Source organism: Spongiivirga citrea, from assembly GCF_010671565.1.
Classification (GTDB): Bacteria; Bacteroidota; Bacteroidia; order Flavobacteriales; family Flavobacteriaceae; genus Spongiivirga; species Spongiivirga citrea.
Window position 1 is genome coordinate 428,375 of record NZ_JAABOQ010000002.1, and the last position, 15,296, is coordinate 443,670.

At 35.1% G+C, this 15,296-nt stretch carries 10 protein-coding genes; 9 read left to right on the top strand and 1 reads right to left on the bottom strand.

What is annotated here, in order from left to right:
* Positions 1–240: 240 nt before the first annotated feature.
* The 6 genes from uvrA (at position 241) to GWK10_RS05635 (ending at position 11,801) form a co-directional block, all read left to right on the top strand.
* Positions 241–3,075, top strand: coding sequence for an excinuclease ABC subunit UvrA (gene uvrA, locus GWK10_RS05610; protein ID WP_164030068.1), 2,835 nt, complete (start codon positions 241–243; stop codon positions 3,073–3,075).
* A gap of 15 nt (positions 3,076–3,090) precedes the next feature.
* Positions 3,091–3,780, top strand: a complete 690-nt coding sequence (locus GWK10_RS05615) for an LOG family protein (RefSeq protein ID WP_164030069.1) — start codon at positions 3,091–3,093, stop codon at positions 3,778–3,780.
* Between the two features lie 19 nt (positions 3,781–3,799).
* A complete protein-coding gene (locus GWK10_RS05620; protein WP_239540706.1) occupies positions 3,800–6,646 on the top strand; it encodes a gluzincin family metallopeptidase in 2,847 nt (948 codons plus the stop codon).
* Between the two features lie 169 nt (positions 6,647–6,815).
* The gene (locus GWK10_RS05625) at positions 6,816–9,227 is read left to right on the top strand and encodes an alpha-ketoacid dehydrogenase subunit alpha/beta (protein ID WP_164030071.1); all 2,412 of its coding nucleotides are present in this window, start codon (positions 6,816–6,818) and stop codon (positions 9,225–9,227) included.
* Positions 9,228–9,549: 322 nt separating this feature from the next.
* Complete coding sequence (locus tag GWK10_RS05630) at positions 9,550–11,256, top strand: tetratricopeptide repeat protein (RefSeq protein ID WP_164030073.1); 1,707 nt, start codon at positions 9,550–9,552, stop codon at positions 11,254–11,256.
* Positions 11,257–11,402: 146 nt separating this feature from the next.
* Positions 11,403–11,801, top strand: a complete 399-nt coding sequence (locus GWK10_RS05635; RefSeq protein ID WP_164030075.1) for a response regulator — start codon at positions 11,403–11,405, stop codon at positions 11,799–11,801.
* Here GWK10_RS05635 and holA read toward each other — a convergent pair whose 3' ends face one another.
* Complete coding sequence (holA, locus tag GWK10_RS05640) at positions 11,802–12,803, bottom strand: DNA polymerase III subunit delta (protein ID WP_164030077.1); 1,002 nt, start codon at positions 12,801–12,803, stop codon at positions 11,802–11,804.
* A 59-nt stretch (positions 12,804–12,862) separates the two neighbouring features.
* Here holA and GWK10_RS05645 point away from each other — a divergent pair, with 59 nt between their 5' ends.
* From GWK10_RS05645 to GWK10_RS05655, 3 genes are all read left to right on the top strand, one after another.
* Positions 12,863–13,312 (top strand): type I restriction enzyme HsdR N-terminal domain-containing protein, encoded by a 450-nt coding sequence (locus tag GWK10_RS05645; protein ID WP_164030079.1) that lies wholly within the window; start codon positions 12,863–12,865, stop codon positions 13,310–13,312.
* Positions 13,309–14,310, top strand: coding sequence for a glycosyltransferase family 2 protein (locus tag GWK10_RS05650; RefSeq protein ID WP_164030081.1), 1,002 nt, complete (start codon positions 13,309–13,311; stop codon positions 14,308–14,310). The genes GWK10_RS05645 and GWK10_RS05650 overlap by 4 nt, the downstream gene beginning before the upstream one ends.
* An 81-nt stretch (positions 14,311–14,391) precedes the next feature.
* Positions 14,392–15,258 (top strand): OmpA/MotB family protein, encoded by an 867-nt coding sequence (locus tag GWK10_RS05655; RefSeq protein WP_164030083.1) that lies wholly within the window; start codon positions 14,392–14,394, stop codon positions 15,256–15,258.
* Positions 15,259–15,296 lie beyond the last annotated feature (38 nt).

Here is a 15,296-nt window from a genome sequence, read left to right on the forward strand (position 1 = left end):
GTTTTATAATACAGATTAATTTTGTTAAATATAGCTATATGCTGAATGTAAACAAATAGCTATCTATAAATATGTAGCTGAAAATTGAAAAATGTTACAGCATATCCCTAGATGATTTTACCTCTTTGGTTTTAGTCGGTAGAAACATGACAAGGAAACTACTTAATTAACAAAAAACTAAAATAATCTAGCTTCAAATTTCAAAGCGAAAATTGTACCTTGCCGGTTTTGAAAATTCCTATGACCCATCAGATTGAAGAACAAATAGAAGTGCAAGGTGCACGTGTTCATAATCTCAAAAATATTGACGTTAACATCCCTAGAGAAAAGCTTGTTGTAATAACGGGTTTATCTGGTAGTGGCAAGTCATCTTTGGCATTTGACACCATTTATGCCGAGGGACAACGACGATATATAGAAACATTTTCAGCATACGCCCGACAATTTTTGGGCGGGTTAGAGCGTCCTGATGTTGATAAAATTGATGGATTAAGTCCAGTAATTGCCATTGAGCAAAAAACCACTAGTAAGAGCCCACGATCTACTGTTGGCACTATTACCGAGATATATGATTTCCTACGTTTGTTATTCGCAAGAGGTGCTGATGCCTATAGTTATCAAACCGGTGAGAAAATGGTTAGCTATAGCGATGAACAAATTAAGGAGTTAATCACCAAAGATTTTAAAGACAAAAAAGTAAGCATCCTTTCCCCTATTATTCGATCTCGAAAAGGGCACTATCGCGAGTTATTTGAAACAATTTCAAAACAAGGCTTTGTAAAAGTTCGTGTCGATGGCGAAATTGTTGATTTAGTGAAAGGAATGAAAGTCGATCGCTATAAAACGCACGAAATAGAAATCGTGATAGATCGACTTAAAGTTGGTGATAGCGATAGTGATGACAAACGCTTAACAGAAAGCATTAAAACAGCCATGTATCATGGTGATGATGTCTTAATGGTCATTGATAATGACACTAATAAAACTCGTTTTTTTAGTCGAAATTTAATGTGTCCTAGTAGTGGTATTTCCTATCCAAACCCGGAGCCAAATACATTTTCATTCAACTCCCCTAAAGGCGCGTGTGCCATATGCAACGGACTGGGAACCGTAAACAAGGTAAACGTCAACAAGGTTTTACCCAATAAAAAAATATCGATTAATGCTGGTGGCATTGCTCCTCTAGGAGAATACAAAAACAGCTGGATGTTTAAACAGCTAGCATTAATAGCAGATCGCTATAAATTTAAGCTTACAGATCCTATTAATAAGATTCCGCCTGAGGCTATAGAAATGATTATGAATGGTGGAAACGAAAAATTCTCAGTTCAATCAAAAACACTTGGCGTTACTAGGGATTATAATATCGATTTTGAAGGAATTAATAACTTTATTAAAAGTCAATATGATGACAGCGGGTCTAGTTCGATAAGACGATGGGCTAAAGCCTATATGGATCAAATACAATGCGAAGAATGTGGTGGCTCTAGACTTAAAAAGGAATCACTTTTCTTTAAAGTAGACGGAAAAAGCATTTATGAATTAGTTAGTTTGGACATAGTTGATCTGGCTGATTGGTTTAAAAATCTAACAGATCGATTATCTAATACCCAACAAAAAATTGCATCAGAAGTTGTTAAGGAGATTAATACTAGAATTAAATTTTTATTAGATGTAGGCTTAGATTATTTGACATTAAGCCGAAGCTCAAAGTCCCTTTCAGGAGGCGAAGCACAACGCATTCGACTAGCTACTCAAATAGGATCACAATTAGTAGGAGTCCTTTATATTTTAGATGAACCAAGCATTGGGCTGCATCAACGAGATAATGAAAAATTAATAAATTCTTTAATATCTCTACGTGATATAGGCAACTCTGTAATTGTTGTAGAACACGATAAAGACATGATCATTAATTCAGACCATGTTATAGACATAGGTCCTCATGCTGGTCGCCATGGTGGTGAGATCATAAGCGAGGGGACTCCAAAAGAGTTACTGGCATACCATACACTTACCGCAGCATATCTTAATGGCGAAAAAGAGATTGAAGTTCCTAAAAAACGTCGAAAAGGGAATGGCAAAAAAATTAGTTTAAAAGGCTGCACGGGAAATAATTTGAAGAATGTATCTGTCGATTTCCCGTTAGGAAAGATGATAGGAGTTACAGGCGTTTCAGGAAGTGGGAAATCTACACTCATCAATGAGACCCTATATCCTATTTTAAACAATTACTATTTCAATGGCGTAAAAGAACCAATGCCCTATAAAAGTGTAAAAGGTTTAGACAATATTGATAAGGTCATTGCAATCGACCAGTCGCCTATTGGAAGAACACCACGATCAAATCCTGCTACCTATACTGGTGTTTTTTCTGAAATACGGAATTTGTTTTCAAAAACACCCGAAGCAATGATTCGTGGCTACAAACCTGGTCGTTTTAGTTTTAATGTAAAAACTGGTCGTTGTGAAACCTGTGAAGGCGGTGGATTAAAGGTTATAGAAATGAACTTTTTACCCGATGTCTATGTGGAATGTGAAACATGCAACGGTAAGCGTTTTAACCGCGAAACACTAGAAATTAGGTATAAGGGGAAATCTATTTCCGATGTCCTAAATATGACTATTAACGAAGCAGTTGGCTTTTTTGAACATATACCAAAGATTTTCAGAAAAGTTAAGACCATTCAAGATGTAGGCCTTGGCTATATTACCTTAGGGCAACAATCGACAACACTTTCAGGTGGAGAGGCACAACGAATTAAATTAGCCACTGAGCTTTCAAAGAAAGATACTGGTAATACATTTTATATATTAGACGAACCAACTACGGGACTTCATTTTGAAGATATCAGAGTTCTAATGACAGTCTTAAATGAATTGGTCGATAAAGGCAACACCATATTAATCATAGAGCATAATTTAGATGTGGTTAAAATGGTAGACCATGTTGTTGATATTGGTTATGAAGGTGGAAAAAATGGTGGAGAAGTAATCGTAACTGGAACACCAGAACAAGTATGTAAACACGAAAAAAGCCATACGGCAAGATTTTTGATAAAAGAATTAAACTAATTACAGCATATTAATATGAGAAGTGAACAACGTGCAAGAGGATGGAATGAAGTAAAAACAAATGATTCTTGGGCTATTTTTAAGATCATGGGTGAATTTGTAAATGGATTTGAAAAAATGAGTGCTATTGGTCCTTGTGTATCCATTTTTGGATCAGCAAGAACAAAAGAAGACAATAAGTATTATCAACTTGCACAAAGCATAGCGCATAAAATTGTTGATGCAGGCTATGGGGTTATTACAGGTGGAGGTCCTGGTATTATGGAAGCTGGTAATAAAGGAGCTCATATGGGTGGAGGAACATCGGTAGGTTTGAATATTGAACTTCCTTTTGAACAACATGACAATCCTTATATCGATAGCGATAAGAGTCTCGATTTTGACTATTTCTTCGTACGTAAGGTTATGTTCGTAAAATATTCACAAGGGTTCGTCGTAATGCCAGGAGGCTTTGGAACTCTGGATGAATTATTTGAAGCGATTACACTAATCCAAACAAACAAAATAGATAAGTTTCCTATTATTCTGGTAGGAACGGAGTTTTGGAAGGACTTAATGGCATGGGTGAAAAGTACCTTACTTGCAAAGTTTGGCAACATTAGCGCAAAAGATCTTGATCTTATTCATTTAGTGGATACTGAAGACGAAGTTATCGATGTGCTAAATGCCTTCTATAAAGAGGCAGATCTTAGCCCTAATTTCTAATCAAATTACACATTCTGATTTGATTAAAAATCTTCTTACATATAGTGTTGCGATATCTGCATTGCTTCAATTCAGCCAATCATTAGGCGCTCAACATCAATATAAAATTGATGCGAGTCTTGATGTAGAAACAAAAATGATATCCATTAATCAAGAAATTGATTATAAAAACACAAGTCAGGATACATTAAATGCCATTTATCTCAACGACTGGCCGAATTCATATTCAAGCCCAGACACACCTTTGACACAGTATATGGGCGAGGAATTTGATCGTTCGCTGCACCTTTCTAAAAAAAGGGACAAAGGATTTACAAAAATCATCGGATTAAGCGACAATACCTTTCGTTTTCTTGATTGGGAGCGCCCTGAAGAACAACCGGATATTATTAGGGTTCAGCTCAAATCTCCCATTTATCCTGGCGCGACTTATAAGCTCCGACTGACGTACGAGGTGAAAGTACCTCACGATAAATTCACTCGCTATGGTGTAGATAATGATGACCACTATAAATTGCAATTTTGGTATATAAGTGCAACTACATATGCTAATAAAAAATGGGCTACATATAGCAACAAGAATTTAGATGATATGTTCCTGCTGCCTTCATCTTATAACATCAATTTTAAGGTACCTAAACCTTATCAACTAATTACGGACCTAGATGTTGACCAGAGGATTGACGAGGCCAACAATACCGTCTATACATTAAGTGGTTATAACCGCATTCAAATACCCTTATTCTTTAATAAGGATTTCTCATTCAATATATTTAATACGACAGATGTTAGCATCATAACAGACCTGAAAGATCGAGGTGTCACTATGGAGCGCAAAAATGTGCTTATGCAGCGTGTGGTTGATTTTATGAATACTCGACTCGGCGATTATCCATTTAAAAAAGTCTTAATATCTGAGGTTTATTATAGAAAAAATCCAGTGTATGGCCTGAATCAACTTCCTACCTTTATAAGTCCTTTCCCCAATGACTTTTTATATGAAATTAAGTTATTGAAAGCCGCTTTAGGCAAGTATATTGACAATACACTTGGTGTTGATCCGCGCAAAGAAAAATGGGTTACCGATGCGTTGCAGTACTACCTGTTAATGCAATATTTAAATGAGAATTATCCTGATGAAAAAGTATTAGGAAAGCTTTCACAAATATGGGGAGTACGAAGTTATAAGTTAGCACAAATGAAGTTTAATGAGGCTTACCCATTACTTTATATGTTTATGGCGAGAAAAAATTTAGACCAGCCATTAACTACTTCTAAAGATTCGCTTATAAAATTCAACTATCAAATAGGAAATAAGTATAAATCTGGTTTAGGCCTTATTTACTTAGATGACTACTTAAACAACAGTCAAGTAGATACATTTATAAAGAAGGTATATACTGACTATCAATCAAAATCTATTACAGGCGCCGATTTTGAAAAAGAGCTAACCGCCATCGCGACTAAAGACATTCAGTGGTATTTCGATGAATATGTTGCTACCAGAAAAAAAATCGACTACAAGATTAAAAACATCAAAAAACGTGGGGACTCATTAGATGTACTAATCAAAAATAAAACTGGTTCTAAAGCCCCCATTTCATTGTTTTCGTTGAGAAAAGACTCTGTCATAAACAAGTATTGGTTTAAAGATATTGATGGTAAAGAGGTGGTAACTATCCCAAATGAGGAAGCCACCAAGTTAGTACTCAATTATGATAAAACAGTTCCAGAATTAAACAAAAGAGATAATTGGAAATCATTAGGAGGGTTATTCTCGAATAACAAAAAATTGAGTTTTAAATTCTTTAAAGACGCTGAAGATCCTGACAAAACTCAGATCTTTTATGTTCCCGAAATCGCCTTTAATGTATATGATGGATTATCACCAGGAATGCGCTTTTATAATAAGCCATTTTTAACGAGACCTTTTGTTTATGATATTGTCCCCACTTACAGTACAAAGGAAAAAGCATTAATAGGACGGGCAAAACTTCAATACAACCAGTATTTACAAGAGGGAGATTTATTTAAAATAGACTATCGATTTAATGTAAGAAGGTTCCACTACGCCCCTTCCCTATTTTTTACCAGTATTACACCATCTGTAAGTTTTAACTTTAGAACCGATGATTTCAGAAACAATAAGCGAGAAGCCATCTTTTTCCGTTTTGTAAACATTTTGAGGGATCGAGATGCGTCTGAGCTCTCACTAGAAGCCGATCCTGATTATAGTGTATTCAATGCACGTTTTATACAATCATCTCCAGGAGCTATTAATTTTAAATCTTGGTTTGCCGATTTTCAAGTAGCTAGCCAATTTTCGAAAGTTTCATTTAATTATGAATACAGAAGACTATTTACAAATAATCGACAGGTAACACTGCGGCTGTTCGCTGGAAAGTTTCTGTATAATGATTCACAGGCTGCAAGCGGAGATTTTTTCAGTTTTGCACTGGATAGACCAACAGATTATTTATTCGATTTTGATTACTTAGGGCGATCAGAAAGCTCAGGTTTGGTAAGTCAGCAGTTCATTGCCGCTGAAGGTGGTTTTAAGTCAAAATTAGAACCACGATTTGCTAACGACTGGATTGCGACAGTTAATGCAGGAATCAATCTTTGGAGCTGGATAGAAGTGTATGGTGATGTTGGTTTTGTAAAAAACAAATCACTCCCTACTCAATTTGTTTATGATAGTGGTATTCGTCTAAATCTTGTCCCAGATTATTTCGAAATATATCTTCCGGTATACTCAAAACTTGGTTGGGAAATAGGACAATCGTCTTATCCAGAACGTATTCGATTTGTGATTACTTTAAGTCCTAGAGCCTTTACAGGACTATTCACTAGAAAGTGGTTTTAACGAAATTTATTAACAAATCGGCAACGAAAAGTTAATTTTTCAATTTATATTGATTAATTCGCAATTATTTAATCCATTGACTAATTATTTTCTAATTATTTAAGAATTAAGAACTTGCTATTGGTCTTGTTTTTAGCTACCTTTGTAATCTCTTTTTTAAGGATAACTTATGCAAACAAATACCGATACGAACTCAGCAATTTCATTTGAAGATTTCAAAATTCAAGTAATCAATGATTACAAGATTGCCGTTACTAGTAGAGAGTGTAGTTTGCTCGGTCGGCGTGAGGTTTTGACTGGAAAAGCGAAATTTGGGATTTTTGGAGGTGGTAAAGAGTTGCCGCAATTGGCTATGGCCAAGGTATTTGCTAATGGTGATTTTAGATCCGGTTATTATCGTGATCAAACCTTTATGATGGCAATTAATGGTCTTACCATTGAACAATTTTTCGCGGGATTATATGCCCATGTTGATATTGAGATTGAACCTATGTCCGCTGGTCGCCAAATGGGTGGTCATTTCGTTACACATAGTCTTAATGAAGACGGAAGCTGGAAAAACCTTACCCAACAAAAAAATTCTAGTGCTGACATCTCTCCTACCGCTGCGCAAATGCCTAGATTATTGGGTTTAGCACAGGCATCTAAAGTATATCGAAATTTAAAAGATATTGATAGCGAAAAGTTTTCTGTGAATGGCAACGAAGTTGCTTGGGGAACTATCGGAAATGCTAGTACAAGTGAAGGTTTATTTTTTGAAACTATCAATGCAGCTGGCGTTCTACAAGTACCTATGGTAGTAAGTGTTTGGGATGATGAATACGGAATTTCAGTACATGCAAAGCATCAAACAACTAAAGAAAATATATCAGAGATATTAAAAGGTTTTCAGCGTGATGAAAACGGAAATGGATATGAAATACTTCGAGTTAATGGCTGGGATTATCCTGAATTAGTAGCTACATATCAGGAAGCATCAAGGATTGCCCGAGAAGAGCATGTTCCCGTTATCATACATGTTCAACAACTTACACAACCCCAAGGTCATTCGACCTCTGGATCACATGAACGCTATAAAACACCAGATCGCTTAATTTGGGAGACAGAGTATGATTGCATCGCGAAGTTTAAAGAATGGATGATTGCCAACGGCATTGCCAGCGATAGTGAATTAGTTGCAATGGCAAAGGAAATTAAAAAGCAGGTACGCATTGGAAAGAACAATGCCTGGGCTGCATTTATTTCCCCAATTGTTAAAGAACAACAGGAACTTGTTTCACTATTGACTAATGTTGCGAGTGAAAATTCTAATGGTGTTTTTATTCAAAAGCTAAACACGCAACTCTCCAGTATAGAAGAGCCTAATAGAAAAGATGTCATTTCTACTGCTCGTAAAGCATTACGCTATTGCTTTAATGAAGATTCATCTGCCACTGCTAATCTTAAGGAATGGATTAACAACTATTTTGATGTTTACCAACCAAAATATAGCTCTCATTTACACAGTGAAACCTTATCTAATGCTACAATGATAAGTGAAGTAAAAGCTGTCTATGACGATAACCCTGAAATGGTAGATGGACGCATCATTTTAAGAGATAATTTTGATCATCTTTTTGCAAATAATCCTGAGGTTTTGGTTTTTGGAGAAGATTCAGGAACTATCGGTGATGTAAATCAAGGTTTAGAAGGTTTACAAGAAAAATACGGCGATATTCGCGTTGCTGATGCCGGTATACGAGAAGCAACCATACTAGGTCAGGGAATCGGAATGGCTTTAAGAGGCCTGAGACCTATTGCGGAAATTCAGTATTTAGATTACATCTTATACGCTTTGCAAACTATGAGCGATGATCTTGCAACTTTACAATATCGAACACTGGGTAAACAGAAAGCCCCTGTAATTGTACGTACCAGAGGACACAGACTAGAAGGAATTTGGCATTCTGGATCCCAAATGGGTGGACTTATTCATTTGTTGAGAGGTATTAATATTCTCGTACCAAGAAACATGACCAAGGCTGCGGGCTTTTATAATACTTTATTAGAAAGTGACGAGCCAGCTTTAGTAATTGAGTGCTTAAATGGATATCGCTTGAAGGAACCTCTACCAAACAATCTAGGGAAGATAAAAACCCCAATAGGTAAGGTCGAATTACTAAAAGAAGGTACTGATATCACATTGGTCTCCTACGGCTCTACACTTCGTATCGTCGAAGAAGTAGCTACAGAACTCTTAGAAGTCGACATTAATGTCGAAATAATAGACATACAATCATTGCTACCTTTTGATCTTGACGGCGATATTGTAAAAAGTGTTGCCAAAACCAACAGGCTTCTCGTAATCGATGAAGATGTACCAGGCGGAGCATCAGCATACATTCTCCAGGAAGTTGTTGAAAAACAAGATGCCTATCAATACTTAGATAGCAAGCCACAAACACTAACCGCTAAAGCACATAGACCCGCTTATGGTACTGATGGTGATTATTTTTCGAAGCCAAGTGCTGAAGATATATTCGAAAAGATCTACCAAATTATGCATGAAGCGATGCCAAACAAATATCCTATACTTTACTAATTCCAAATTACTATCTGCTCGTTAGCAATCTCTTGAAGTTTTTCCTTAGTATTTGCAGCCTAAGGTACTAATTATTAGATTCTTAGAGATGACATACACCTTTCGTCGTTAAAAATCACATTTTCATCGACTTCTATTATTAGGGAGATTTTTTTTACAAGATATGAGGTTTTTTTCCATTAACTTAATGCATTAGTAATTAGCCCAAACTATGCATAAAATATTATTCTACTCCTTGTATTACCTCTTCTTGGATAGTTATTTACTCAATTTGAAGAGGTTATTAATATACACGACTTAATACAACCCAAATCGTTATTTCATGCACTTGTTATATAAGCATATACAACAATATTTTACCATTTCCTTGCTACTAGGGAGCTTAATAATTGTTTGTGGGCAACAAAGAGTTATAGAGAAAAAGCAAGTGGATATCATCATGCTTAAAAATCAGATAGTCTCCGAACAAAATGACAGTATTAAATTACAACTTTACAAAACCTACATTTCTAACTTATACTACGACTACAGTACACAACCTGACAACTATGAATCCATCGATGAAATGTACCAACTAGCATCGAAAGAGGGTAATACAGAAATGATGGCTTTTTCCAAATATCATATCGGGCTGTTTTTTTTTGACAATAATGAGTTTGATGAATCTTTAGTGCATTGGAAAAAGGCAGTCGAATTATATGAAGTGCTTAAAGATTACTCAGGTGTTGCATATACTGCAAGTTTCATAGGTGAAGCCTATACCACTATGGGTAACTATGAAAAAAGCATGGAAGCGCTTTATGAGGGCCTTCAAGCGGTTGAGAACACTAATTCTAAACGAATGCATGCTCGTCTATTATCTAAAATTGGTGTGAATTATAAAAACCTTAATCAGCTTGACAAAGCTCAAAGTTATTTTCAACAAGCTATCGCTATCGCCACACCAAGAAATATTGTAAGGGAAATTGCATTTGCAAAACGTAACTTAGGAGATCTCGAACTTAAAAAGAAACAACATGAAGATGCAATTTATTACTATGAAGAGTCTAAAGACCTATATCTAAGTATTAATAATCTGCATGGTGAAGCCCGATGTAATCAAGTTCTTTCAGAAGCCTTTACTGAAATTAATGACCTGAAAAAGGCAAGGTTTTCCTTAGCAATTTCAGACTCACTTTATCAAAGGCTTAAGTATGTAGGAGAATTAAATAAAAACAATTTACTATTATCTGGTATTTTATTTAAAGAAAAGGATTTTGCCACCTCAAAATCTCTAGCGCAGAACTCATTACAAATTGCAAAGCAGAATAAAAACTATAACAATGAATTAAGGTCGCTTAAACTGATTTTCAAAAATCAGTATGCCTTAGGCCAAATAAAACAGGCACTAGACACTCATATAGAATTAGATAAAAGAAAAGAAGAGGTTTATAGTTTTGTAACAGAAAAGAATATAGAAAGCAAGCGATTAGAATATGCGATTGCTAAAAACAAATCTTTAACAGAACAAAATAGAATTACTGAGGCAAACTTAAATGCAACTAACAGCAGACTCGAAAATAATACTCGAATAATAGTTACAATCAGCCTCATTTCTATCTTATTCTTAATCGGGTTGCTTTTTCTAACTAAGCAAGGGAGTACAATCAAAAAAAACAATCAGGTACTGTCCGCTCAAAATTCTCTGATTGAAAATCAAAATAAAGAAATAACAGATATTGCCAACGAGTTAAGCTCTTCAAATAAAGAAATAAGTCGAATTAATGAGAACCTCGAAACTATTATTAAGGAGCGCACAAGGGATCTTGAAGAAAAAAACAAACTGTTATTAAAATATTCGCAAATGAATTCTCATGATGTTCGCGCTCCATTAGCACGAATTTTAGGCTTGGTAGATCTTTTAAAAGAATCTGCAAGAACAAAAGATCAACAAATACTTATTGAAAGCCTGCTACAGTCAGCGGATGAAATGGACCAAGTAGTCAAGACCATGAATAGTATACTGCATAAATCGGAGAAAACCACCTAATTCGCGCTGATTAACGAATTAAATAGCATTTGAACAATACTGAAACTACCTATTTCTCAATTGTTTATAATTTTTTATACATTTCTGCATTATGAACCCTAAAATCTACCTATCAATTGAACGCACATCAACTGGAACCCCATCTTATGTCTACATTACAGTATGAATCTCCACTAGATATTCTGGTCGTAGATGACAATCCAATAGACAGAATGATTAACTCTCGTGTATTACAAAAAATACATGCAGATAGTCATATCGATTTTGCACAGGACGGTAAAGAAGCACTAATTCAATTAAAGTTAAGAAATTATGATATCGTATTATTGGATATAAAAATGCCTGTGATGGATGGCTTTCAGTTTATGGAACTACTTAAAGATGAAAAAAAACCAGAAGACGTTTACATCATTATGGTAACATCATCGGTTGATCCAGAAGACAAGAAAAAAGCAGATATGTACGGACATATTAAGGACTATGTAGAAAAACCTTTAAAAGCAGAAAGTCTAGACCTTCACGAATTTCTACCTTTTGAACATTAACTAAGTCATAATTTTTACAATCATTTCCTTTAGCAGGTCGGTATTTGTTGCTTTAGAACCCATTCCCTTACTTTTTGCGTCATATTGGTTTAAGATGCTAATAACACCACTAACTTTTCTTAAAGGATATACAGCAGCAGCGGGTTTTACGTTTTTAATTAGATAAGGTTTAAGCCCTACATTTTTAGTAAGATTGTCCCATGATTTGTCACTAGCACCATGGTATTTCAACAAAGCTGAAAAAAAGGTATAAAGCATAGTAACAGTTAATACCATTGGATTGTCTTTTTGGTTTTGACCAAAATAGTTTATAATCTTAATTGCCTTAGATACATCCTTTGCGGCAATTGCTGCTTGCAATTCAAAATTGTTATAATCCTTACTTATTCCAATATTTTTTTCGATATGTTCAGGCGTAATTTCACTTCCAGCTGGAATAATAATTTGGAGTTTCTCTAATTCTTTAGCGATGGTTCCCAGATCAGTTCCCAAAAACTCTACTAACATTTGACTTGCTTTGTAGCTAATGGTATATTTTTTTCCTTTCAATACTTTTTGTATCCAATCCCCTACCTGATTCTCATATAGTTTTTTACTCAAGAAGACTGTACCGTTTTTCTTTATCATTTTAAAAACCTTGGTACGCGCATCGAGTTTTTTATATTTATAACATAGGACCAAAACAGTACTTGGCTGAGGGTTTTCGGCATACGCCTCTAACTGATCCATAGTTCTCGATAAATCTTGCGCTTCCTTTACAATAAGCACTTGGCGTTCGGCCATCATAGGAAAACGCTTAGCACTAGCAACAATATCTTCTATCTTGGTTTCTTTACCATACAAAACCACTTGATTAAAGCCTTTTTCCTCTTCGCTTAATACATTGCTTTCTATGTATTCGGATATTTTATCAATGTAATAGGATTCTTCACCATGCAACAAATAGATTGGACTAATCTGCCCTTGCTTTATATCTCCTATTAATTGTTTAATTTCATCCATCGGCTAAAAAACTCATCATTATTGATGGCTATACTTTAGAAAAGAGGTTAATTTACGGTATGCTTAAATTGTCTTTTCCAGACTATCAGTTTCGACTCAAAAATAAGGAAAATAAAACCCATATTTTCGACCCTATCCGAAAGAAATTTGTTGTACTTACTCCAGAAGAATGGGTACGACAACACACACTACAATTTCTAATGATTGGGCTTCAATATCCTGCATCACATATCAATGTTGAAAAAGAACTCGTCATTAATTCAATTCGTAAACGTTATGACATTGTTGTATATAGTCCAACTGGTGACATTCATGTTTTAGTAGAGTGTAAAGCTCCTCAGATTAAGATCAATCAGGATACTTTTGATCAAATAGCCCGATATAATATGACTTTAAATGCCAGCTACTTAATGGTAACTAACGGACTTAATCATTATTATTGTACTGTGGATCACAGCAACGAATCCTACACCTATTTACCACAATTGCCAAGCTATCAACAAAAGTGAATATTGCCGTAGTCATATTGAATTGGAATGGAAAGGAGCTTTTAAAGCAGTTTCTTCCTTCGGTCATAGCTCATTCAAAATACGCGAGCATTTATCTTGCAGATAACGCTTCTACTGATGATTCAATAGATTTTGTAACCCAAAACTATCCATCAATAAAAATTATTAGGAATACTGAAAACGGTGGATATGCCCGAGGATATAATGAAGCCCTACAACACTTAGATGAAGATATTTTTTGCTTACTAAATTCTGATGTAGAAGTAACCGCTAATTGGCTAGATCCTATTGTAAGTCGCTTTCAAGTTGATAAGAATGTTGCAATTATTCAACCAAAAATATTAGATTTTAAAAAGAAAACACATTTTGAGTATGCCGGTGCTGCTGGTGGGTATATTGATAAATATGGATATCCGTTCTGTCGCGGTCGCATATTTCATACTATTGAAAAAGATGAACAGCAATACGACCAAGCTTGCGAATTATTTTGGGCATCTGGAGCATGTTTTTTTATTCGGAAACAAGTATTCACTGAACTCAATGGCTTTGATGAAGATTTCTTTGCTCATCAAGAGGAAATAGATTTATGTTGGCGTGCATTTAATAAGAGTTATAAAAGCTATTTTGAACCAAGCTCGGTCATTTATCATGTTGGAGGGGCGACTTTGAGCACCAATAATCCGAAAAAGACCTATTTAAATTTCCGAAATTCCCTATTTATGCTGCTAAAAAATCTACCTAAGCGTAAAGTTTTCCCTATTATCTTTGTACGAATGTTATTGGATGGTGTAGCCGGAATTCAATTTCTAATAAAACTAAAACCAGCTCATTTTGTTGCGATTATGAGGGCTCACCTTAGTTTTTACTCCAAATTCAGGATAATGAAATCTAAACGCTCTACTTCTAACAAAAATCAGAATTACTATATGCTAAAATCTATTGTTACGAACTACTACGTATATAGAAGGAAAGTTTTTAGACTGTTGATAACCCAATAACAAAGTTTTGTTAACACTTTTCTAAGGGGGTTATTAATTGTTAATTTTGAAATAGTAATACGTAAATTAAAACCTAGAGTAATGAAAAAAATACTAATGCTATCGGCTTCGGCGATGTTTATAATGACTTCATGTGTATCAAATAAAAAATACGCTGAACTGGAAGCTAAACAACAAGAAACACAAGATTTATTAAACAGTGCTACTGTAAAACTGAATAGTTGTCTATCTGAAAAGGATGCGGCTACAGCGAGTATGCAAAGCCTGAAAGATCAAGTAGAAAACTTGAAAAAGACAAATGGAGCCTTATTAAACAATGTTGGTGGTTTAGCTACGCTTTCTCAAAAAGGTGCTGAAAATCTTGAGCGTTCTTTAGAAAGTATTAAAGAGAAAGATATGCAGATCAAGACAATGAGAGATGCTATCAATAAAAAAGATTCGGTAACACTAGCTTTAGTTACTAGCTTAAAAGGTGTGCTTGGCAATTTACAAGATGAAGATATTGAGGTAAACGTAGAAAAAGGTGTTGTTTTTATATCAATCTCTGATAAACTATTATTTAAAACAGGAAGCTATAAGGTTTCTAGCAAGGCTAATGGTATCTTAGGGAAAGTTGCCAAGGTTGTTCTTGACAAGCCTGATATGGAGTTTATGGTAGAAGGACATACAGACAATGTGCCTTATAAAAGTGGAATCTTAGAAGACAACTGGGATTTAAGTGTAAAAAGAGCCACTGCTATTGTTAGAGAGCTACAAACAAAATTTGGTGTACCTGCTGAACGTATGACTGCTGCTGGTAGAAGTTCATATGTACCAATTGCAGATAATTCGACTGCTGCAGGACGTGCTACTAATCGTAGAATTAAAGTTGTTGTATTACCAAAACTAGATCAGTTTTATAATATGATCGAACAAGGAATGAAAGAAGCTACCCAAGGAGGTCAGTAAGAAATAAGTCATTACAAAAAATGCCTAAAAAGTCAACT